This is a genomic window from Streptomyces sp. NPDC085460 (genome assembly GCF_044541975.1).
Classification (GTDB): domain Bacteria; phylum Actinomycetota; class Actinomycetes; order Streptomycetales; family Streptomycetaceae; genus Streptomyces.
Genome location: NZ_JBITTO010000001.1, coordinates 251,031 through 271,192 on the forward strand (window position 1 = coordinate 251,031; position 20,162 = coordinate 271,192).

The 20,162-nt window shown below is 74.0% G+C and carries 23 protein-coding genes; 11 read left to right on the forward strand and 12 right to left on the reverse strand.

Annotation, left to right across the window (positions count from 1 at the left end; genetic code table 11):
• Positions 1-102 precede the first annotated feature (102 nt).
• On the forward strand, positions 103-549 hold the full coding sequence (locus ACIGHB_RS01115) for a YchJ family protein (protein ID WP_399908459.1): 447 nt from the start codon (positions 103-105) through the stop codon (positions 547-549).
• Positions 550-675: 126 nt separating this feature from the next.
• Here ACIGHB_RS01115 and ACIGHB_RS01120 read toward each other — a convergent pair whose 3' ends face one another.
• The 3 genes from ACIGHB_RS01120 to ACIGHB_RS01130 form a co-directional block, all read right to left on the reverse strand.
• Positions 676-2,682, reverse strand: a complete 2,007-nt coding sequence (locus ACIGHB_RS01120; RefSeq protein ID WP_399909334.1) for an MDR family MFS transporter — start codon at positions 2,680-2,682, stop codon at positions 676-678.
• 159 nt (positions 2,683-2,841) lie between these two features.
• Positions 2,842-3,090, reverse strand: a complete 249-nt coding sequence (locus ACIGHB_RS01125) for a hypothetical protein (RefSeq protein ID WP_388874417.1) — start codon at positions 3,088-3,090, stop codon at positions 2,842-2,844.
• Between the two features lie 356 nt (positions 3,091-3,446).
• On the reverse strand, positions 3,447-4,505 hold the full coding sequence (locus tag ACIGHB_RS01130) for an ATP-dependent DNA ligase (protein WP_360315937.1): 1,059 nt from the start codon (positions 4,503-4,505) through the stop codon (positions 3,447-3,449).
• A gap of 52 nt (positions 4,506-4,557) precedes the next feature.
• Here ACIGHB_RS01130 and ligD point away from each other — a divergent pair, with 52 nt between their 5' ends.
• Both ligD and ACIGHB_RS01140 read left to right on the forward strand, forming a co-directional pair.
• Positions 4,558-5,670, forward strand: coding sequence for a non-homologous end-joining DNA ligase (gene ligD / locus ACIGHB_RS01135; protein WP_360315934.1), 1,113 nt, complete (start codon positions 4,558-4,560; stop codon positions 5,668-5,670).
• Positions 5,671-5,715: 45 nt separating this feature from the next.
• Positions 5,716-5,988: a WhiB family transcriptional regulator gene (locus ACIGHB_RS01140; RefSeq protein ID WP_360315931.1), complete on the forward strand. Its 273-nt coding sequence runs from the start codon at positions 5,716-5,718 to the stop codon at positions 5,986-5,988.
• Positions 5,989-6,016: 28 nt separating this feature from the next.
• Here ACIGHB_RS01140 and ACIGHB_RS01145 read toward each other — a convergent pair whose 3' ends face one another.
• The 3 genes from ACIGHB_RS01145 to ACIGHB_RS01155 form a co-directional block, all read right to left on the reverse strand.
• Positions 6,017-6,991, reverse strand: coding sequence for an acyl-ACP desaturase (locus ACIGHB_RS01145; protein WP_399908463.1), 975 nt, complete (start codon positions 6,989-6,991; stop codon positions 6,017-6,019).
• A gap of 205 nt (positions 6,992-7,196) precedes the next feature.
• Positions 7,197-7,463: a hypothetical protein gene (locus tag ACIGHB_RS01150; protein WP_399908466.1), complete on the reverse strand. Its 267-nt coding sequence runs from the start codon at positions 7,461-7,463 to the stop codon at positions 7,197-7,199.
• Between the two features lie 11 nt (positions 7,464-7,474).
• Complete coding sequence (locus ACIGHB_RS01155; RefSeq protein WP_360315924.1) at positions 7,475-8,320, reverse strand: helix-turn-helix transcriptional regulator; 846 nt, start codon at positions 8,318-8,320, stop codon at positions 7,475-7,477.
• Between the two features lie 192 nt (positions 8,321-8,512).
• Between ACIGHB_RS01155 and ACIGHB_RS01160 the strand changes: the two genes are divergently transcribed.
• Positions 8,513-8,989, forward strand: a complete 477-nt coding sequence (locus ACIGHB_RS01160; RefSeq protein ID WP_360315921.1) for an ATP-binding protein — start codon at positions 8,513-8,515, stop codon at positions 8,987-8,989.
• Here ACIGHB_RS01160 and ACIGHB_RS01165 read toward each other — a convergent pair.
• The 3 genes from ACIGHB_RS01165 to ACIGHB_RS01175 form a co-directional block, all read right to left on the reverse strand.
• Positions 8,975-10,657, reverse strand: coding sequence for an ABC-F family ATP-binding cassette domain-containing protein (locus ACIGHB_RS01165; RefSeq protein ID WP_399908470.1), 1,683 nt, complete (start codon positions 10,655-10,657; stop codon positions 8,975-8,977). The genes ACIGHB_RS01160 and ACIGHB_RS01165 overlap by 15 nt on opposite strands.
• Before the next feature lie 253 nt (positions 10,658-10,910).
• Positions 10,911-11,327 (reverse strand): SsgA family sporulation/cell division regulator, encoded by a 417-nt coding sequence (locus ACIGHB_RS01170; RefSeq protein ID WP_360315917.1) that lies wholly within the window; start codon positions 11,325-11,327, stop codon positions 10,911-10,913.
• A gap of 140 nt (positions 11,328-11,467) precedes the next feature.
• Positions 11,468-11,959 carry a (4Fe-4S)-binding protein gene (locus ACIGHB_RS01175; RefSeq protein ID WP_399908473.1) on the reverse strand — a complete coding sequence of 164 codons (492 nt, stop codon included), beginning with the start codon at positions 11,957-11,959 and terminating at the stop codon, positions 11,468-11,470.
• Positions 11,960-12,140: 181 nt separating this feature from the next.
• Here ACIGHB_RS01175 and ACIGHB_RS01180 point away from each other — a divergent pair, with 181 nt between their 5' ends.
• Positions 12,141-13,364, forward strand: coding sequence for a WD40/YVTN/BNR-like repeat-containing protein (locus ACIGHB_RS01180; RefSeq protein ID WP_399908476.1), 1,224 nt, complete (start codon positions 12,141-12,143; stop codon positions 13,362-13,364).
• A 43-nt stretch (positions 13,365-13,407) separates the two neighbouring features.
• Here ACIGHB_RS01180 and ACIGHB_RS01185 read toward each other — a convergent pair whose 3' ends face one another.
• Both ACIGHB_RS01185 and ACIGHB_RS01190 read right to left on the reverse strand, forming a co-directional pair.
• A complete protein-coding gene (locus ACIGHB_RS01185) occupies positions 13,408-13,707 on the reverse strand; it encodes a YciI family protein (RefSeq protein WP_360315913.1) in 300 nt (99 codons plus the stop codon).
• A gap of 34 nt (positions 13,708-13,741) precedes the next feature.
• On the reverse strand, positions 13,742-14,302 hold the full coding sequence (locus ACIGHB_RS01190) for an SMI1/KNR4 family protein (RefSeq protein WP_360315911.1): 561 nt from the start codon (positions 14,300-14,302) through the stop codon (positions 13,742-13,744).
• 62 nt (positions 14,303-14,364) lie between these two features.
• Between ACIGHB_RS01190 and ACIGHB_RS01195 the strand changes: the two genes are divergently transcribed.
• The 4 genes from ACIGHB_RS01195 (at position 14,365) to ACIGHB_RS01210 (ending at position 16,262) form a co-directional block, all read left to right on the forward strand.
• Positions 14,365-15,069 carry an endonuclease V gene (locus ACIGHB_RS01195; RefSeq protein ID WP_399908480.1) on the forward strand — a complete coding sequence of 235 codons (705 nt, stop codon included), beginning with the start codon at positions 14,365-14,367 and terminating at the stop codon, positions 15,067-15,069.
• Between the two features lie 60 nt (positions 15,070-15,129).
• Complete coding sequence (gene mmpA / locus ACIGHB_RS01200) at positions 15,130-15,270, forward strand: morphogenic membrane protein MmpA (protein WP_399908483.1); 141 nt, start codon at positions 15,130-15,132, stop codon at positions 15,268-15,270.
• A complete protein-coding gene (locus ACIGHB_RS01205; RefSeq protein WP_399908486.1) occupies positions 15,267-15,713 on the forward strand; it encodes a VOC family protein in 447 nt (148 codons plus the stop codon). Before mmpA ends, ACIGHB_RS01205 begins: the two co-directional genes overlap by 4 nt.
• A gap of 117 nt (positions 15,714-15,830) precedes the next feature.
• A complete protein-coding gene (locus tag ACIGHB_RS01210) occupies positions 15,831-16,262 on the forward strand; it encodes a RidA family protein (protein ID WP_360315903.1) in 432 nt (143 codons plus the stop codon).
• A 61-nt stretch (positions 16,263-16,323) separates the two neighbouring features.
• Here ACIGHB_RS01210 and ACIGHB_RS01215 read toward each other — a convergent pair whose 3' ends face one another.
• On the reverse strand, positions 16,324-17,541 hold the full coding sequence (locus tag ACIGHB_RS01215) for a saccharopine dehydrogenase family protein (RefSeq protein ID WP_399909336.1): 1,218 nt from the start codon (positions 17,539-17,541) through the stop codon (positions 16,324-16,326).
• A 247-nt stretch (positions 17,542-17,788) separates the two neighbouring features.
• On the opposite strand from ACIGHB_RS01215, the gene ACIGHB_RS01220 reads away from it, so the two are divergent.
• Together ACIGHB_RS01220 and ACIGHB_RS01225 are read left to right on the forward strand one after the other, a co-directional pair.
• The gene (locus ACIGHB_RS01220; protein WP_399908489.1) at positions 17,789-18,982 is read left to right on the forward strand and encodes a CaiB/BaiF CoA transferase family protein; all 1,194 of its coding nucleotides are present in this window, start codon (positions 17,789-17,791) and stop codon (positions 18,980-18,982) included.
• Positions 18,979-20,130 carry an acyl-CoA dehydrogenase family protein gene (locus ACIGHB_RS01225; RefSeq protein WP_399908492.1) on the forward strand — a complete coding sequence of 384 codons (1,152 nt, stop codon included), beginning with the start codon at positions 18,979-18,981 and terminating at the stop codon, positions 20,128-20,130. The genes ACIGHB_RS01220 and ACIGHB_RS01225 overlap by 4 nt, the downstream gene beginning before the upstream one ends.
• Positions 20,131-20,162: the final 32 nt, after the last annotated feature.

The window sequence follows — 20,162 nt, forward strand, 5'->3', positions numbered from 1 at the left end:
GCCGGACGGCCCGAACCGGACCCGGCGTCCACGCCGCCGTCCGCATCCCGGGCAGTCGGCCACTGGGGCCGGCCGCGTGGCCGGCTGGGGGAGAATGACGGCATGTCCCGACGCAAGACCGGCCCCCGCCCCCGCCCCCGCACGCCCGCCCCGGTCACCGCCGGAGCGCCCTGCCCCTGCGGGCTCGACGCCGCCTACGGGACCTGCTGCGGTCGCTTCCACGCCGGTACGGGCACCACCGCGCCCACCGCCGAACTGCTGATGCGCTCCCGCTACAGCGCCTTCGTCGTCGGCGACGCGGCCTACCTGCTGCGCACCTGGGCCCCCGAGACCCGGCCCGGCGGCCTCGACCTCGACCCCGGCATGCGGTGGACGGGCCTGGAGATCCTGGACACGAGCGAGGGCACCCCCTTCCACCAGCGGGGCACGGTCACCTTCCGGGCCCGGTACGTCCACGGAGGCGAGGCCGGCGCCCTCCACGAGCGCAGCCGCTTCACCCGCCACGACGGGGCCTGGGTCTACGTCGACGGCGACTTCCCCGACGACTGACGGCGACGACGAAGCCGAGGCGACCGACGGCGGCGACGTGCCCGAGGCGACCGACGGCGGCGACGTGCCCGAGGCGAGTGACGGCGGCGACGAGCCCGAGGCGAGCCGGTTTCCCGGCCCTCGGGCTCACCGTCCCGAGCCGACCGCCGTCCGGTTCCACGTGCCGCCCGCCGGGAGGCCGGTGGAGAGGTCCTCCGCGACCGCCTTCTTCGCGATGGCGTCGGCGGCGACGCGGAGTTCGGGGCCGCTGGGGCGGCCGCGCTCCTGTTCCAGGCGGTCGGCGAGCCAGTCGCCCCAGGCGTGGGTGATGATCTCGGCCTCGCGGGCGCCGGCCGGGGTGTGCGAGAGGAGGTTGCCGTCGCGGGTGAGGAAGCCCTCGTCGACCATCCGGTCGAAGGCCGGGAGGATGACCTCGGGCGGCAGGCGCCGGCTCGCCGCGATGAGGCCGAGGCTGGCGTGGCCGACGGTCCGGGTGTGCAGCTCGACCTGCATGACCGCCCAGGCGCCGGCCGTGTCGAGGCGGGTGTCGGAGCCGGCGACGATCCGCCGGGCGGTGTCCATGTCCACGCGGCGCAGCAGTCGGCCCACCGCGAGTTCGAGGATCTTGGCCGAGTCGCCGCTGCTCGTGGGGGAGGCGAAGCCCTCGCCCATGTCGGGGGCGGCCTCCCGGACCGTGTCGCGCAGCTTCACCTGTTTGAGGAAGAGGGCGACGACGAAGCCGACGGCGGCGACCGGGACGGTCCACAGGAAGACGGTGTGGAGGGTGTCGGCGTAGGCCCGGACGATCGGCTCGGCGACCCCGTCGGGCAGCCCGTGCACCCCCTGCGGGCTCTGCGCCGCCGTCGCCACGCCCGAGGGGTCGAGCCCGGCCTGCCGGGCGAGGGCGGACGCCTCGGCGACCCCCGCGGTCAGGTTGGGTTCCAGGGCGTTGGCGTAGATCGTGCCGAAGACGGCGGTGCCGAAGGCGCTGCCCAGGGTGCGGAAGAAGGTGACGCCGGAGGTGGCGGTGCCCAGGTCGGCGTAGTCGACGGTGTTCTGCACGGCGATCGTCAGGACCTGCATGCACAGGCCGATGCCGACGCCGAGCACGAACATGTAGAGCGACTCCGCCCAGGTGCCGGTCGTCTCGTCCATCAGTGACAGCAGGAAGAGCCCGATCCCCATCACCGCGCAGCCGACGATGGGGAAGATCCGGTAGTGGCCGGTCTTGCTGACCACGTTGCCGCTGAAGATGGAGGCGATGAGCAGGCCGACGACCATCGGCAGGGTCCGGATGCCGGAGACCGTCGCCGAGTCCCCGTCCACGTACTGGAGATAGGTCGGCAGGAAAGTCATCGCGCCGAGCATCGCGAAGCCGACGACGAAGCTCAGCACCGAGCAGACGGTGAAGACCGGGTTGCGGAACAGCCGCATGGGCAGCATGGGTTCGGCGGCCCGGGACTCCGCCCAGCAGAACAGGCCGAGGGCGAGGATGCCGCCGGCGAAGAGCCCGATGATGACGCCGGAGCCCCAGGCGTACTCGTTCCCGCCCCAGCTGGTCGCCAGGATCAGGGCGCTGGAGCCGACCGCGACCAGCGCGATGCCGAGGTAGTCGATGACCGGCCGGCTCGCCGAGCGGACCGAGGGGATCGTGCGGGCGGCGGCGATGACGACGAGGATGGCGATCGGGACGTTGACGTAGAAGGCCCAGCGCCAGCTGGCGTGGTCGGTGAACAGGCCGCCGAGCAGCGGCCCGATGACCGTCGAGACGCCGAACACGGCGCCGATCGCGCCCTGGTACTTGCCGCGTTCGCGCAGCGGGATGACGTCGGCGATCAGCGCCATCGAGGTGACCATGAGCCCGCCGGCGCCGATGCCCTGGAGACCGCGCCAGACGATCAGCAGGGTCATGTTGGTGGCGAGGCCGCAGAGGAACGAGCCGGTGATGAAGACGACGGCGGAGATCTGGAAGATCACCTTGCGGCCGAAGAGGTCGCCGAACTTGCCGACCAGGACCGTCGCCACGGTCTCCGCGAGGAGGTAGGAGGTGACGACCCACGACATGTGGGCGGCGCCCCCGAGGTCCGCGACGATCGTGGGCAGGGCGGTGCCCACGATGGTCTGGTCGAGCGCGGCCAGCAGTACGCCGAGCATGATCGTGCCGAACACGATGTTGCGGCGGCGCCCGTCGAGCACGGGCGGTGCGGGCGCGGCCGGGGCGGCGGGGCTTGCGTCGCTGGTCGTGGTCACCCTCGCAGCGTCACACCGCCCGGCTTCCGCTGCCCGACGGGTGCGGCCGAACGGGCGATACCGTCAGGGGCGTACCGGCAGGGTCGGGTGGTGCTTGGCCAGGATCTTGTTGGCCCGGGCGAGAACGGCCAGCGCGTGTTCGCGGTCGGCCCGGTCCTCGGCGCAGAGCGGTCCGCGGAAGCGGTAGACCTCGCGCGCCGCGCAGTCCGCCTCGATCTCCGCCTGGAGGACGTGCGCGGGCAGGCAGGAGCCGATGAGGGCGGCCACGCGGTCGGGGATCGGGACGGGGACGAGGGGGGAGGGCGAGGCGATCACGGGTCAGTCCTAGCGGTTCGTGGGGGCGGACGGGAAGGGCTCTCACCTCCATACGTACCGGATGGCGGAAGCGGTTCCGGTACGGCTCCGGCGCCGCCGTACGCCGGGGGCGCCCGCCCCGCCGGCAGTGCGCGGGCGCACCCTTCCGGCACCCTCCGGGCCTGGTGATCGCGCGGGCGGGCGTTCCCGCAGGTACGGGGCACGGCGCCGGTCCGGGATTCCGTACGGATCTTGCGCGACGCGAGCGGCGGAGGAGGGCGGCGGGGCGGGCCGGGCGGGGCGCAAGCCCCTGGACGGCGGTCGTGATGTGAAGGAAATCACGTGGCGCCTGGACGCCAGGACCGGGACGATCGTCAGCTCAGTACGTCCGACAGGTCGTACGAGACGGGCTCGTCGAGCTGGTCGTACCCGCACGACTCCGGGGTGCGGTCCGGGCGCCAGCGCTTGAACTGCGCGGTGTGCCGGAAGCGGTCGCCCTCCATGTGGTCGTAGCCGACCTCGCAGACCCGCTCGGGCCGCAGCGCCACCCAGGACAGGTCCTTCTTCCCCGACCACCTGCTGGGCGCGCCCGGCAGCCTGGCCCCGGCGTGGGCGGCCTCCTCGGCCCAGGCGGCCCACGGGTGCCCGTCGGGCGGGTCCATCCGCAGCGGCTCCAGCTCCTCGATCAGCTCGGCGCGGCGCTGCGCGGTGAAGGCGGCGCAGACGCCGACGTGCTGGAGGGCGCCCCGGTCGTCGTACAGACCGAGGAGGAGCGAGCCGACGACGGGGCCGCTCTTGTGGAAGCGGTAGCCGGCCACGACGACGTCGGCGGTCCGCTCGTGCTTGATCTTGTACATCAGGCGCGCGTCGGGCCGGTAGGGCAGGTCGAGGGGCTTGGCGATCACCCCGTCGAGCCCGGCCCCCTCGTACTGCTCGAACCAGCGGGCGGCCAGCTCGGCGTCCCGGGTGGCGGGGGCGAGGTGGACGGGGGCGGTGACGCCGTCGAGCATCCGCTCCAGGGCCTCGCGGCGCTCGGCGAGCGGGGTGTCGAGGAGGGCGTCGTCGCCGAGGGCGAGCAGGTCGAAGGCGACGAAGCGGGCGGGGGTGGTCTCGGCGAGCATCCGCACCCGGGAGTCGGCCGGGTGGATCCGCTCGCTGAGCCGGTCGAAGTCGAGCCGGCCGCCGTGCTCGATGACGATCTCGCCGTCCACCACGCACCGCTCCGGCAGGCGCTCCCGCAGCGCCTCGACGAGCTCGGGGAAGTAGCGGGTGAGGGGCTTGCCGGTACGGCTGCCGATGACCAGCTCGGGGCCGTCGCGATGGACGATCGCCCGGAAGCCGTCCCACTTGGCCTCGTACTGCATCCCGGGCGGGATCTTCTTCACGGACTTGGCGAGCATCGGCTTCACGGGCGGCATCACCGGCAGATCCATGGGTTGATTGTCCGGTATGCGGCAAAGGTCGGCGAGCTCTAGGGTGGCGCCCATGGCAGGCAAGACGGCAGCGGTGGAACTGGAGGCGGGCGGGCGCACCGTCCGCGTCTCCAACCCGGACAAGATCTACTTCCCGGAGCCCGGCTACACCAAGCTGGACCTGGTCACCTACTACCTCGCCGTCGGCGACGGCGTCACGCGCGCCCTGCGGGACCGCCCCACCACCCTGGAGCGCTACCCCGACGGGGTGACCGGCGAGTCCTTCTTCCAGAAGCGGGCCCCGAAGTACCTCCCGGACTGGATCCCCACCGCGCACATCACCTTCCCCAGCGGCCGCTCCGCCGACGAGCTGTGCCCCACCGAGCCGGCCGCCGTGCTCTGGGCCGCCAACCTCGGCGCCGTCACCTTCCACCCCTGGCCGGTGCGGCGCGCGGACACCGACCACCCGGACGAGCTCCGCCTCGACCTCGACCCGCAGCCCGGCACCGACTACGCCGACGCCGTCCGCGCGGCCCACGAGCTGCGGGCCGTCCTCGACGAGTACGGGCTGCGCGGCTGGCCCAAGACCTCCGGCGGGCGCGGTCTGCACGTCTTCGTCCCGATCCGCCCCGACTGGACCTTCGTCCAGGTCCGGCGGGCCGCCATCGCCTGCGGCCGGGAGCTGGAGCGGCGGATGCCGGACCGGGTCACCATGAAGTGGTGGAAGGAGGAGCGCGGCGAGCGGATCTTCGTCGACTACAACCAGACGGCCCGCGACCGCACGATCGCCTCCGCCTACTCGGTCCGGCCCCGGCCGCACGCCCCCGTCTCCGCGCCGCTGCGCTGGGAGGAGATCGACGACGCGGTGCCGAGGGACTTCGACATCCGCACGATGCCCGCCCGGTACGCGGAGCTGGGCGACGTGCACGCCGACATGGACGACGAGCGCTTCGACCTGGAGCCGCTCCTCGAACTGGCCCGGCGCGACGAGGCCGAGCACGACCTCGGCGACCTGCCCTATCCGCCGGAGTACCCGAAGATGCCGGGCGAGCCGAAGCGGGTCCAGCCGAGCCGGGCGAAGAAGAGCGCCGGCGCGGCTCCCGGCGCGGAGGCCGGCTCCCCGTCCGGCGCGGAGGCCGGCTCGCCGTCCGGCGCGGATTCCGGGGCGGCCGACGAGCCGCATTGATCGGACGTTGACGGTGTGTTTAGCGCCCCGCGTCAGGGTGGAGCCATGCAGACCGACACGGATGTCCTGACCCTCCCCGCCTCCCGCCCCGCCGGCGACCTCTCCTGGCGCGAGAACGCCCTGTGCGCCCAGGCGGGACCCGAGTTCTTCTTCCCGGCCCCCGGCTCCTCGACCCGCGAGGCCAAGCAGCTCTGCGGGGGCTGCGAGGAGCGCGTCGCCTGCCTGGAGTACGCGCTGGCGCACGACGAGCGGTTCGGGGTCTGGGGCGGGCTCTCGGAGAAGGAGCGGGGGCGGCTCCGGCGCGCGCAGCGCTCCTGAGCCGCCCCCGGGGGGAGTGCGGTGGTGCTCAGCCGGCGGCGCGCGCGGCCATGCGGGCCTTGCGGGCGGCGAGCTTCACGTCGAACTTGGTGGCCTCCGCGTCAAGGCCGTTCATGTAGAGACCCAGCTCCTCCTGGGCGCGCAGCCCCTCCGGGCCGAGACCGGCGATGTCGAGGACCTTCAGGTGCCGGAGCACCGGCTCCAGGACGTCGTCGTGGTGGATGCGCATGTTGTAGATCTCGCCGATCGCCATCTGGGCGGCGGCGCGCTCGAAGCCGGGGATGCCGTGTCCGGGCATCCGGAAGTTGACCACCACGTCGCGGACGGCCTGCATGGCCAGGTCGGGGGCGATCTCCAGCGCGGCCTTCAGCAGGTTGCGGTAGAAGATCATGTGCAGGTTCTCGTCGAGCGCGATGCGGGCCAGCATCCGGTCGCAGACCGGGTCGCCGGACTGGTGGCCGGTGTTGCGGTGCGAGATGCGGGTGGCGAGCTCCTGGAAGGCCACGTACGCCACGGAGTGCAGCATCGAGTGGCGGTTGTCCGACTCGAAGCCCTCGCTCATGTGGGACATCCGGAACTGCTCCAGCTTGTCCGGGTCCACGGCGCGGGAGGCGAGGAGGTAGTCGCGCATCACGATGCCGTGGCGCCCCTCCTCCGCGGTCCAGCGGTGCACCCAGGTGCCCCAGGCGCCGTCGCGGCCGAAGAGGCTGGCGATCTCGTGGTGGTAGCTCGGGAGGTTGTCCTCGGTGAGCAGGTTGACCACGAGGGCGGTCTTCCCTATGTCGGTGACCGGCGACCGGGTGGGGTCCCAGGGCTCGCCGTCCTCGAAGAAGCCGGGGAAGTTCCGGGCGTCCGACCACGGCACGTACTCGTGCGGCATCCAGTCCTTGACGACCTTGAGGTGCCGGTTGAGCTCCTTCTCCACCACCTCTTCCAACGCGTACAGCAAGCGGGCGTCGGTCCACCCTGCCGAGCTGCCGAGGTGGGGAGAGGTGAGCGTCACGGGGACTCCTGGGGACGGAGAGAGAGCGAACGGAACTACCTACGGACTCGTAGGTTACGAAACCGTAGGTTAAGGCTCCGTAAGGCGCCGACCAAGCCCCGCTCGGACGTTGTCCGGTTACGTTCCGTTATGTGCGCAGCTCGTGCGGGTAAAAGAGATGCAGGTCACGTCGCGATCGGTCACCCGAGAACACCTGATCGGCTACTCAGAGCAGATGGTCGGCGGCGCCGGACTTCACCGCGGAGATGAGCGCGCGCAGCGCCTCGACCGAGTCGCTGACGTACTCCCCGGGGGTGAGGGTCGACCCGATGTAGGCCCGGCCGGCGTCGTCGAGGCCGAAGCGGAAACAGTTGGCCCCCTCGCTGCAGAAGGCGTCACCCCAGGTGATCTCGGCGGCGGGGGTCACGGGGGAGGCGGGAGCGGTGGCGGAGGCGGGGGAGACGGACGACGTGACGTTCATGGTGTGAGGCATGGTGGGGTCCTTCACAGGTCCTGGGCTATCGAGCGGATGAACGCGCGGGAGTCGGCGGTGGACAGGGCGAGCCCGCGCAGCCGTTCCAGCAGGCCCTGGTACCGGCGCAGCTTCATGTCGGCGTCGAGGAGGATCGAGCCGTGCGAGGAGTCGAGCTGGACGGTGTCGAGCTGCGGCACGGGCGCGGACACATAGGTGAACGACTGTCCCGCCCCGGGGAAACCCCCGGCGGCGAAGGGGATGACCCGTACGGTGACGGTGGCCCGCTCGGACTGCTCCAGGATGTGTTCCAGCTGGGCCCGGGCGACCTTCGGGCCGCCGAACTGCATCCGCAGCGCCGCCTCGTGGATCACCGCCTCGTAGGGCACCGGCCGGTCCAGCGTCTCCTGGCGGCGCAGCCGCAGCGCGAGCCGGGCCTCCAGGTCCGGTCCCGGCAGGGGCGGCACGGCGGTGTCGAAGACCGCCCGCGCCTGCTCCTCGGTCTGTAGCAGTCCGGGCACGTGGGTGGTCACGGCGGTGGCCAACTCGGCTGCGTGGTACTCCAGTTCGGCGATGTCGAGAAGGGTGGGCGGCAGCAGCCCGCGATGCTCCTCCCACCAGCCGCGGTCGCGCTCCTGGGCCATGGCGGCGAGCAGGTCCACCAGGGCCGTGTCGGGGCAGCCGTAGTTGAAGGCCAGGGTGCGCACCCGCTCGGGGCTGATGCCGAAGCGCCCCGACTCCACGTTGGGGATGCGGGTCCGGTCGACGCCGAGCAGCGCGGCGGCCTGCTGGGCCGACATGCCGGACTGTTCGCGCAGCTTGCGCAGTTCGGCGCCGAGTCGCTGCTGGCGCGCGGTGGGGCTGCTCCTGGGTGGCACGTCGTTCTCCCTCGTCCTGCCGGGCGGCTCCCGCCGCCCCCGTTCCCGCGCCGCTGATCGCTCTCTGTCCGAAAACGGCGCCACTACCTGCAAGTAGTAGCACTGTGCTCCGCTTCTGCGCTACGGTCGGTAGCGCAAGTCTCACACGGGGCGACCATGTCCGTGTGCAGAGCACCCCCATGTACAGGAAATGTGAGCAATCCGATGAAGGGCGCCCTGCGTTGCCTTCCGGCCGCCACCTCGGCGGCCGGGCCCATACCCCCCGCCACGGAGAACCTCAGCTACTCGATGCTGCTCCCCGGTGGGGCCTACTGCGCGGGCCTCGCCCGCGAGGCCGTCCGCGGCCTCCTCACCCGTCACGGCCTCGCCGAGCTCCGCGAGACCGCCGCCCTCGCCGCGTCCGAACTCGTCGCCGCCGCCTACCGGTTCACCCCCGATCGGGAGATGGCGCTGCGGCTGCGCTGGCAGTACGACGCTCTGCGGATCGTCGTCTACGACCAGCATCCGGCCCACCGTATGCCGGACGCCGCCGAGGAATGCCGCGACCGCCGCAGCCGCAGCATGTGGCTGCTGGCCGCGGCGGTCGAGGAGCACGGCGGCGACTGGGGCCTGGCCCCCGCCCTCACTCCCGAGGGCGGCACCAAGTCCTGGGCGTTACTCCACCGTTGACCTCACGTCAGACCCCGACGCGGACCCCGCGCGGGACCCCGCCACCGCACGGAGCTCCTCCGCCGACGTCGGCCGCAACCGGCCGTCGAGGAGCAGCCGGCGCGTGATCCCCAGCGACTCCAGAAATGTCAGGTCGTGACTGGCCACGACCAGCGCCCCCTCGTACGCGCGGAGCGCCGCCGTCAGTTTCCGCACCGACGCGATGTCCAGATTGTTCGTCGGCTCGTCCAGCAGCAACAGCTGCGGAGCGGGCTCCGCGAGCAGCAGCGCCGCCAGCGTGGCCCTGAACCGCTCCCCGCCCGACAGGGTGCCCACCGGCTGATCCGCGCGTGCCCCCCGGAACAGGAACCGCGCGAGCCGGGCCCTGATCGCGTTCCCCGACGCCGTGGGCGCGAACCGGGCCACGTTCTCCACGACGCTGAGCCCGTCGTCGAGGACGTCGAGGCGCTGCGGCAGGAAACGGAGCGGCACCAGCCGCTCCACCTCTCCCGACACGGGCGCCAGCTCCCCGGCGATCGTCCGCAGCAGGGTGGTCTTGCCGGCCCCGTTGCGGCCCGTCAGCGCGATCCGCTCCGGGCCCCGCAGCTCGAACCCGCCCTCGACCCGCGCCCCGTACCGCAGCTCCAGGTCGCGGATCCGCAGCACCTCGCGCCCCGGGGGCACCGAAGTGTGCGGCAGCTCGACGCGGATCTCGTCCTCCTCCCGCACCGCCTCCGCCGCCACGTCCAGCCGCTCCCGCGCCTCCGCCAGCCGGTCCGCGTGCAGATTGCGGTGCTTGCCCGCCGACACCTCCGCGGCGCCCCGCCGGGTGTTGGCCACGACCTTCGGCACGACCTTGTTCTCGTAGCTCTTCTGCGCGTACCGCCTCCGGCGCGCCAGCTTCTGGCCGGCCTCCGCCAGCTCCCGCTTCTGCCGCTGGACGTCCGCCTCGGCGACCCGCACCATCCGCTCGGCGGCTTCCTGCTGCGCGGCCAGCGCCTCCTCGTAGTCCGAGTAGGACCCGCCGTACCAGCTCACCCCGCCGTCGTGGAGGTCGGCGATCTGGTCGACCCGCTCCAGGAGCTCCCGGTCGTGGCTGACCACCACCAGCACCCCCGACCAGCTCTCGACCGTCTCGTGCAGGCGCGAACGGGCGTACAGGTCGAGGTTGTTGGTCGGCTCGTCGAGCAGCAGCACGTCCGGCCGCGCCAGCAGCAGCGCCGCCAGGCGCAGCAGCACGGACTCGCCGCCGGACACCTCGCCGACCGTGCGGTCCAGGCCGATCGAGCCGAGTCCGAGCCGGTCGAGCGCGACCAGGGCCCGCTCCTCGACGTCCCAGTCGTCGCCGAGCACCGCGAAGTGCTCCTCGGCCGCGTCGCCCGCCTCGATGGCGTGCAGCGCGGCCCGCTCGCGGTCGATCCCGAGGATCGCGTCGACCCGCCGGCCGGTGTCCAGGACCAGGTTCTGCGGGAGGTACCCGATCTCGCCGGAGGCCCGTACGGAACCGGCGCTCGGGGTCAGTTCCCCGGCGAGCAGCCGCAACAGGGTCGACTTCCCCGAGCCGTTGGTGCCGACGAGGCCGGTGCGGCCGGGACCGATCGTCACCCCGAGGTCGCCGAAGACCTCGGTGCCGTCCGGCCAGGAGAAGGAGAGCGAGGTGGTGGAGAGAAAGACAGGCTGATGTGACACGAGGGCCTCCGGTGCCGCGAGCACGGTGTGAGCGTGGAAGGGGTGCGACGCGTGAGACACCGGGGCGCGGGCAGCGTGGGGAACGGCTCGTCCACCGAGGTCGAGAACGGCACGCACGGCACGGGGCACGCGCGCGGCACGGTGTCTCGGGACCTCAGAAGATCAACGTTCCGGCTCCGATCGGGAGGCGATCTGACCCCACCGACGGTAGGACCCCGCCCACGGGGGAGGCAACCGGATTACGGCGGACCGCTCAGGGCAGCTCGCCCAGGAGCGCGGCCAGGTCCCGGTCCCAGTCCAGGTACTGGTGCTCGCGCCCGGCCGGCACCAGGTGCTGCGAGCGCTCCAGGAAGAGGCGCAGCTCCGAGGTGCGCACGTGGACCATCGCCACCCCCTCGGGTGCGTGGAACTCCACCACCGTGCGGTCGTACCCGTACGGCCGGAGCCGTACGTCCCCGTCGCCGGCGGGCCGGTCGACCCCCTGCGCGAGCAGGTCGCGGGCGAAGGCCCAGGAGACCTCGACCCCCTCCAGGGTGGCCGGCGGAGGGAAGGCCATGCTGACCGCGTACGGGTCCCCGCGGTCGTAGCGGAGCGTGGCGGGAACGGTCTCCATCCGGGGAGCGGAAGCGACCAGACGGGCCTGGACGGGCTGCTCGATCACGGCGGACACGGCGGGCTCCTCTCGCGGGGCTGCGATCCTGTGCGTCTCCCCGACACCAGGGCACCTGACACTCATGAAGACGAGCGGAACGGCCGGTTCGTGCACTCACCCCCTACGTGAGGTGCGTCACCGCCGCTTCCGGAGGACCGCTACCGCTGCTCGGGCACGTCGTCGTCCGGCTCCGCGCAGGACCCGGAGCGGTCGCAGTACGGCTGGTTCCGCGAGGCCCCGCAGCCGCAGAGCATCGCCCGCGTCTCGCGCAGGTCCCCCCGCTCGCCCGAGACCAGCAGGTCGCCGCGGAGCACCAGCTGCCCGGAGGAGTTCCGGCGCACCGTCGTGGGGACGTCGGGCCGCTCCTCCGCGCCGCCCTCCACCGGCTGGTACCGGAGCGCACCCGACGGGCAGCGCCGGATCACCTCGGCGACCCGCTCGGACGCGGCGGCGTCCGGCAGGACCCAGGGGCGGCGGGACAGGTCGAAGACCTCGGGCAGGCCGTGGACGCACTCGGCCGCGTGCAGGCAGCGGCGCGGCTCGAAGGTGACGGTGATGCCCTCGCCGTCGTACTCCTTCAGCCGCGGCTTCTCCGCGATCGGGGATTCGGCCGGGGCTTCCGTCCCGGCCTCCGCCGGCACCTCAGTCATGATCCCAGCCTAGGAACGCCCGGCGCGCCCCGCACTCCGACGGGACGGGGACGGGACGGAGGCGGTTCCGGAGGCGGACGGAGGCGGACGGAGGCGGGCGGAGGCGGGTGGGCGGAGGCGGGGCGCGCCGCTCCGGAGGCCCTCTGGACGGGCCCGCCCGCCCGCGCTAGCTTCCGGCGCCATGACACCTGTGCGAACGATGCGAACGACGCGCCGCACGATGACGGCGGGGCTGGTGGGGGCGGCGCTGGCGCTCTCCCTCGCGGCCCCCGCGCGGGCCGGGGAGACCCCCACGGCCCCTGCGACACCCGAGACCGCCACGGCCTCCGTGACACCCGCGACGGCCACGGCCTCCGTGACCCTCACGGCCTCCGTGACACCCGCGACCCCCATGACCCCCGTGACCGCCACGGCCCCCGCCTCGTCGGCGGGCTGGCAGCTCACCCCGACCGGGACCGACGTCCGTTTCCGCGGCCTGGCCGCGGTGGACCGCCGCACCGCCTGGGCCGCCGGCTCCCGGGGCACCGTCCTGCGCACCACCGACGCCGGCCGCACCTGGCGGAACGTCTCCCCGCCCGGCGGCGAGGGCCTGGAACTCCGCGACGTCGAGGCGTTCGACGCCCGGCGGGCCGTCGTGCTCGCCATCGGCGAGGGCGAGGCGTCCCGGCTGCTGCGCACCGAGGACGGCGGCGCCACCTGGACCGAGACCTTCCGCAACACCGACCCGCGCGCCTTCTACGACTGCGTGACCTTCCTCGACCGCCGCCACGGCCTCGCCCTGAGCGACCCGGTCGACGGGAGGTTCCGCGTCCTCGCCACCCGCGACGGCGGCCACAGCTGGCACGTCCTGCCCGACTCCGGGATGCCCCCGGCGCTCCCCGGCGAGGCCGGCTTCGCCGCGAGCGGGCAGTGCCTGATCACGGCCGACCGGGGCGGGAACGACGTCTGGTTCGCGACCGGCGGCGCCGCCACCGCCCGGGTCTTCCACTCGGCCGACCGGGGCCGCACCTGGACCGTCACCGACAGCCCGGTCCCGGCCGGCGACCCCGCCCGCGGCGTCTTCGCGCTCGCCTTCCGCGACCGCCACCACGGCCTCGCGGTCGGCGGCGACTACCGGACGGGACAGCCCTCCCCGCGCGCCGCCGCCGTCACCGCCGACGGCGGCCGCACCTGGACGCCGGCCGCCACGCCCCCGCCCGCCTACCGCTCCGCCGCCGCCTGGCTCCCGCGCGCCAAGGGCGCAGCTTTGGCCGTCGGACCCACCGGCACCGACCTCACCCGCGACGGCGGCCGCACCTGGCGGACCGTGGACACCGGCTCGTACGACACCGTGGACTGCGCGCCGGACGGCGGTTGCTGGGCCTCGGGCGAGAAGGGCCGCGTCGCCCGGCTCGCCCGCCACTGAGGGACGGCGCCGAGGAGCCGAGCCGCCGCCGACGGCCCCGGGGTCAGGCCGGCGGCTGCTCGCGGTAGCCGGCCAGGCCCTCCACGGTCTTCGACGCGTAGAACTCGGTGATCCGGTACGCGCACACGCCCTCGGAGCTGAAGGGGTCGGCCGCCGCGATCCGCTCGATCGCGGCCCGGTCGACCCCCGCCGCCAGGATCACCCCGCCGTCCCGCGGGTTCTTCCGCCCGGACGCGAGGAACACCCCGGCGGCGTACTGCTCGTCCAGCCAGGCGATGTGCGCGTCCATCAGGGCGTCCGCCCGCTCGACGGGCGCGGTGTAGGTCAATTCCAGTACGAACATGCGCCCAGGCTACCGGCGTGCCCGGCCCCGTCGATCAGTCCTCGGGCAGCGAGGAGTCCGGCTCGAAACGGTGCTCCGCCGGCTTCAGCGTCTCGTACAGGTAGCCGAAGTACGAGGTCTCCACCGTGCCCGTGAGCACCCCCAGGAGGAAGGCGGCGCACCCCGGCCCGTGCCGCTCCCACAGCGGACCGCGGCCCTCGTTGTAGAGGACGGGCCACTCGCCGGGGTCCCGGTCCGGCCGCACCAGCCAGTACAGGAACGCCCCCGAGCCCTCCTCGTACGCCCAGGGCACCACCCGCGCCCCCGGTTCCCCCAGCTCCTCGGGCCACTCGTCGGCCTCCCACTCCCGCAACGACTCCAGGATCTCGTCCCGTTCGGCGGTCTGCGCGAGCAGGTCGACGTGGGAGCGGCCCGCGTCCGGGGCCAGCAGCCACACCGTCTCGGAGAAGACCCCGGGGCCGTACGTCTCGACCAGCCGCTTGTAGTCGTCGGGGAGCGGCACCCCGAGCGCGCGCTCGGTCCCCGCCCAGTCCACGGCGGACGGCGGTTCGGAGGGCGGCGGGCAGAGGCGTACGAGCTCGTCGATCGCGGTCATCCGGGGACGCTACCGCACCCCGGTGACAGGGGGCCCGGACGCCTCCGCCGTAGGGTGGCCGCATGGGGATCATCGGCGTTCCGGCGGGCTGGCCCGCCGACGAGGAGACCGCGCTGGAGGTCCAGCGCGGGCTGCGGGGGCGGCTCGTGCTGACGGAGGAGGGGCCGCCGGCGGGGGAGGGGCACGTCACCGGGCTCGACGTGGCCTACGACGACGAGCGGGACCTGGTCGCCGCCGCGGCCGTGGTCCTCGACGCCCGGACCCTGGCGGTCGTGGAGCGGGCGACCGCCGTGGGGCGGGTCTCCTTCCCGTACGTCCCCGGCCTGCTCGCCTTCCGCGAGATCCCGACCGTGCTGGCCGCCCTGGACGCGCTCACCGCCGACCCGGGGCTGCTGGTCTGCGACGGATACGGCCTCGCCCACCCCCGACGGTTCGGGCTCGCGAGCCACCTCGGCGTGCTCACCGGCCGGCCCGCGATCGGCGTCGCCAAGAACCCCTTCACCTTCTCGTACGAGCAACCCGGCCCGGAACGGGGCGACTTCGCGCCGCTGCTCGCCGGCGGCGAGGAAGTCGGGAGGGCGCTGCGGACCCGGCGCGGGGTCAAGCCCGTCTTCGTCTCCGTCGGGCACCGGATCTCCCTCGGCAACGCCTGCGCGCACACGCTCGCGCTCGCCCCGCGCTACCGGATCCCCGAGACCACCCGGCACGCCGACGCGCTCTGCCGGCGCGCGCTCGCCGAGGCGCTCACCGCCGGCGCCGCGCCCTGAGTAGCGTCTGAGTACCCGTACGGATGTCCGCTGTCAGACCCCCACGGCACAGTGGCCGTCATGACAACCCCCGTCACCACGCGCCCCCGTGGCCGCTCCGCCGGCCGCGCGCTGCCCGCCGCCCTCGCGGTCGCCGCGCTCTCCGCGCTCGCCTGGACCTGCGCCGTCCTGTACGTGCTCACCGACTGGACGACCGGATGAACGGGCGGCTGCGCTGCGTCGTCCTCGACTGCCCCGACGCCCACGAACTCGCCGGTTTCTACCGGGAGGTGCTGGGCGGCAAGATCACGGCGCCCGACCCGGGGCTCGCCGTCGGCGCGGGCTCCGCCGTGCTGCGCGACGCGCACGGGCCCGTCCTCGCCTTCCAGGACGTCGCCGACCACCGGCCGCCCGTCTGGGGCGCCCCGGAGCAGCAGTTCCTGCTGGACATCCGGGTCCCGGACCCGGCCGCCGCCCACGAGAGGGTGCTCGCCCTCGGCGCGGTGCCGCTCAGCGAGGGCGGACCCGGGGAGCGCGGATCCGGGGAGCGCGGATCCGGGGAGAGCGGAGACGGCGCGGACGGGGGCTCCGGCGCGGACGCCGGACCGCTGTGGCGGGTGTACGCGGATCCCGCCGGGCACCCGTTCCGGCTCATGGGCGCCTGAGGGGCCCGGCGGCGCGCCCGGACCCGTCGGTCGCCCGTGTCGGTCGCCCGTCGTCGCCCGTCGTCGCCCGTCGTCGTTCTCCGCTTCGACGGCGTGCGCGGTGGGCAGGATGAGCGGATGGATCCGCAGACCACATCCCGGCGCCTCGTCTCCTCCGGCTCCCCGCTCGAACCGGAGATCGGCTTCTCCCGCGCGGTACGGCACGGCCCGTACGTCTCCGTCGCCGGCACCGCGCCGATCGCGCCCGACGGCACCACCACCGCACCCGGCGACGTCTACACCCAGACCGTCCGCTGTCTCGACATCGCCGAGGCCGCCCTCCGCGAGGCCGGCGCCCGCCCGGAGGACGTCGTCCGCACCCGGGTCATGCTCACCGACGCCACGACCTGGCGGGAGGCGGCCCGCGCCCACGGCGAGCGGTTCGCCGCCGTCCGGCCCGCCTGCACCTTCGTGGAGGTGTCCCGGTTCATCGACCCGGAGTGGCTGGTCGAGGTCGAGATCGACGCGGTCGTGACCGACGACACCGCCCCCGACATGATCGGCTGGTGAACGGCGGGCCCGTGACCGTCGGACCGGTGCGGGACCGGCGGGTGACGGCCCCTCCCGGCCGCTACTCCGCGTGTGCCACCCGGAAGCGCAGGCCCGCCGCCCCGAGCCGGGCGATGAGCGTGTCGCCCATCGCCACCGCCGTCGTGACCTGGCCCGCCGTCTTCGGCAGCGGGTCCAGGGCCAGGCAGAGCGCCGACTCCGCGAGCATCTTCGCCGTCTCGTCGTAGCCCGGGTCGCCGCCCGACACCTCGGTGAAGACGCGCCGCCCGCCGCCCTCGCCGACGAAGCGGACGGTGAACCAGCTGCGGGCGCGCCGCTCGGCCGACGGGCCGTCGCCCGCCCGGTACCGGTCCATCAGCCACCGCCGCGCGGCCGGCACCTGGGCCGCCGTGACGGCCGCCCCGATCGCCGCCGTGCCGCCGAGCGCCATCGGCAGCGTCTTCACCGAGGCGTAGTGGCGGTAGCGGAAGTCGGGGCCGTACCGGTCGAGCGCCGCCGCCGACCGGGCCACCACCTGCGGGTCCAGGGTGGGCAGCGGCAGCGCCCAGGTGCCCGTCTCGGTGCTGAACCGGGGGGCGCCCAGCGGCGCGCGGGCCCGCCGGCCCACCGAACGGGGGGCGTGCAGCCGGCGCTCGCGGGCCGCCCGCAGCATCTCCGGGCCGCGGCCGAAGGCGGTCAGCGCGGAGGCGAAGGTGCCGCCGGAGAAGACGGCGCCGGCCCGGACGAAACCGTCGACGCGCAGCGGTACGCCCTCCGGCAGCCGCTCCACGGTGAACAGCACGCCGAGGTCGTGCGGGACGGAGTCGAAGCCGCAGGCGTGCACGAGGCGCGCGCCGGTCTCCCGGGCGCGGGCGTCGTGGCGGACGTACATGAGGTCGACGAACTCGGCCTCGCCGGTCAGGTCCAGATAGTCGGTGCCGGCGTCCGCGCAGGCGGCGACGAGCCCCTCGCCGTACCAGACGTACGGGCCGACGGTGGAGGCCACCACCCGGGCGGACCGGGCGAGTTCGCGCAGCGCGGCCGGGTCGCCGGAGTCCGCGACCACCAGCGGCAGGTCCGCGCAGTGCGGCCGGACGGCGGCGAGCCGGTCCCGCAGCGCCGCCAGCTTCGCCGCCGACCGTCCGGCGAGGGCCCAGCGGCACCCTGCGGGGGCGTGCTCGGCCAGATACTCCGCGGTGAGCTCGCCCACGAACCCGGTCGCCCCGTAGAGGACGACGTCGTACGGCCGCGCTCCGGCCTCCCCGCCCGGGTCCCGCCCCGCGCCCGCCCCTGTCTCCATCGAGCCCCACTCCCGTCCCTGGCCGGTGCCGTCGGCGCCGGCGTCCGCGATGCCGTCCGCGATGCGGCCGGCGTGTCGACGGCACGTCGTCCGCGATGCCGTCCGCATGTCGTCGGCGGAGGATAGCGGACCCGTCCGCCCGGCGAATATCCAAGCGCTTGCTCGGCCCGGGGGCTTGTGCCGAGTGGAACACGTTCCTAGCATCTCCGGTGTTACATCATTGGTGTCACACACTCCTGGGGGCTCGATGGGCACGAGGCAGACCGAGCGGACCGGCCCGCTCGCCGGCGTCCGGGTGGTGGAACTCGCCGGCATCGGGCCCGGCCCCTTCGCCGCCATGCTCCTCGGCGACCTCGGCGCCGACGTCGTCCGCGTCGACCGCCCCGGCGGCGCCGGCATCGGCGTCGACCCGGCCAAGGACCTCACCAACCGCAACAAGCGCTCGGTCCTCCTCGACCTCAAGAGCCCCGGCGGCCCCGCCGCCGTCCTCGACCTGGTCGAGCGCGCCGACGTGCTGATCGAGGGGTACCGCCCCGGCGTCGCCGAACGCCTCGGCGTCGGGCCGGGGGAGTGCCTCGCCCGCAATCCCCGGCTCGTCTACGGCCGGATGACCGGCTGGGGCCAGGACGGCCCGCTCGCCCCCACGGCCGGCCACGACATCGGCTACATCGCCGTCACCGGCGCCCTCGGCATGATCGGCCCGGACCCGGACGGGCCGCCGGCCATCCCCGCCAACCTCGTCGGCGACTACGCGGGCGGCTCCCTCTATCTCGTCATCGGCGTCCTCGCCGCCCTCCAGCACGCCCGCGCCCACGGCGAGGGGCAGGTCGTCGACGCGGCCATCGTGGACGGCACCGCCCACCTCACCACCATGATCCACGCCATGGTCGCGGCCGGCGGCTGGCAGGACCGGCGCGGGGTGAACCTCCTCGACGGCGGCTGCCCCTTCTACGGGGTGTACGCGACCTCCGACGGCGGCCACATGGCGGTCGGCGCGCTGGAGGAACGCTTCTACGACGAGTTCGCCCGCCTCCTCGGCCTGGAAGGGGCCACGTCCCTCCGCCGCGACCTCGCCCGCTGGCCCGAGCTGCGCGAGGCCGTCGCCGCGCGCTTCCGGAGCCGTACCCGCGCCGAGTGGACCGAGGTCTTCGAGGGCACCGACGCCTGCGTCGCCCCGGTCCTCTCGCTCCGCGAGGCCCCCGCCCACCCGCACCTGGCGGCCCGCGCCACCTTCGCCGAGCACGGCGGACTGGTCCAGCCGGCGCCCGCGCCCCGCTTCTCCGCCACCCCGGGCACCCTCCGTACCGGCCCCGCCCTGCCCGGCGCCGACACCGCCGAGGTCGCCCGCGACTGGGCCGTCCCGGCCCTCCACGCACAGGACGCCCCGCACGCCCCGCACGCCCACGACGCTCCGCACACCCAGGAGACGAAGACCGTATGAAGCGCACGCTCTACACCGAGGACCACGAAGCCTTCCGCGCGGTCGTCCGGACCTTCCTGGAGAAGGAGGTGCTGCCCCACTACGAGCAGTGGGAGAAGGACGGCATCGTCTCCCGCGAGGCATGGCTCGCCGCGGGGCGGCAGGGTCTGCTCGGCATCGCCGTCGAGGAGGAGTACGGAGGCGGCGGCAACCCCGACTTCCGGTACGCCTCCGTCCTCGCCGAGGAGTTCACCAGGGCGGCCGCCCCCGGCCTCGCCATCGGCCTCCACAACGACATCATCGGCCCGTACCTCACCAAGCTCGCCACCGACGAGCAGCGGCGGCGCTGGCTGCCCGGCTTCTGCTCCGGCGAGACCGTCACCGCCATCGCGATGACCGAGCCCGGCGCCGGCTCCGACCTCCAGGGCATCCGCACCACCGCCGAGGACCACGGCGACCACTGGGTCCTCAACGGCTCCAAGACCTTCATCTCCAACGGCATCCTCGCCGACCTGGTGATCGTCGTCGCGAAGACCACCCCCGAGGGCGGCGCCCACGGCCTCTCCCTGCTCGTGGTCGAGCGCGGCATGGAGGGCTTCGAGCGCGGCCGCAACCTCGACAAGATCGGCCAGAAGTCGCAGGACACCGCCGAACTCTTCTTCAAGGACGTCCGCGTCCCCAAGGAGAACCTGCTCGGCGAGCTGAACGGCGCCTTCGTCCATCTGATGACCAACCTCGCCCAGGAGCGCCTGGCCATCGCGGTCGCCGGGATCGCCGGCGCCGAGCACCTCCTGGAGCTCACCACCCGGTACGTCAAGGAGCGCGAGGCGTTCGGCCGGCCGCTCGCCAGGCTCCAGCACGTGCGGTTCGAGATCGCGGAGATGGCCACCGAGTGCGCCGTCACCCGCGCCTTCGTGGACCGCTGTATCGCCGAGCACGCCGATCCGACGGGTCTCGGCCTCGACCCCGTCAACGCCTCCATGGCCAAGTGGTGGGCGACCGAACTCCAGAAGCGGGTCGCCGACCGCTGCCTGCAACTGCACGGCGGATACGGCTACATGAGCGAATTCCCGGTCGCCCGCGCCTTCACCGACGGCCGCATCCAGACCATCTACGGCGGCACGACGGAGATCATGAAGGAGATCATCGGCCGCTCCCTCCTCGGCTGACCCGCCCCCCGGCGCCCCGCCCCGACCCCTCC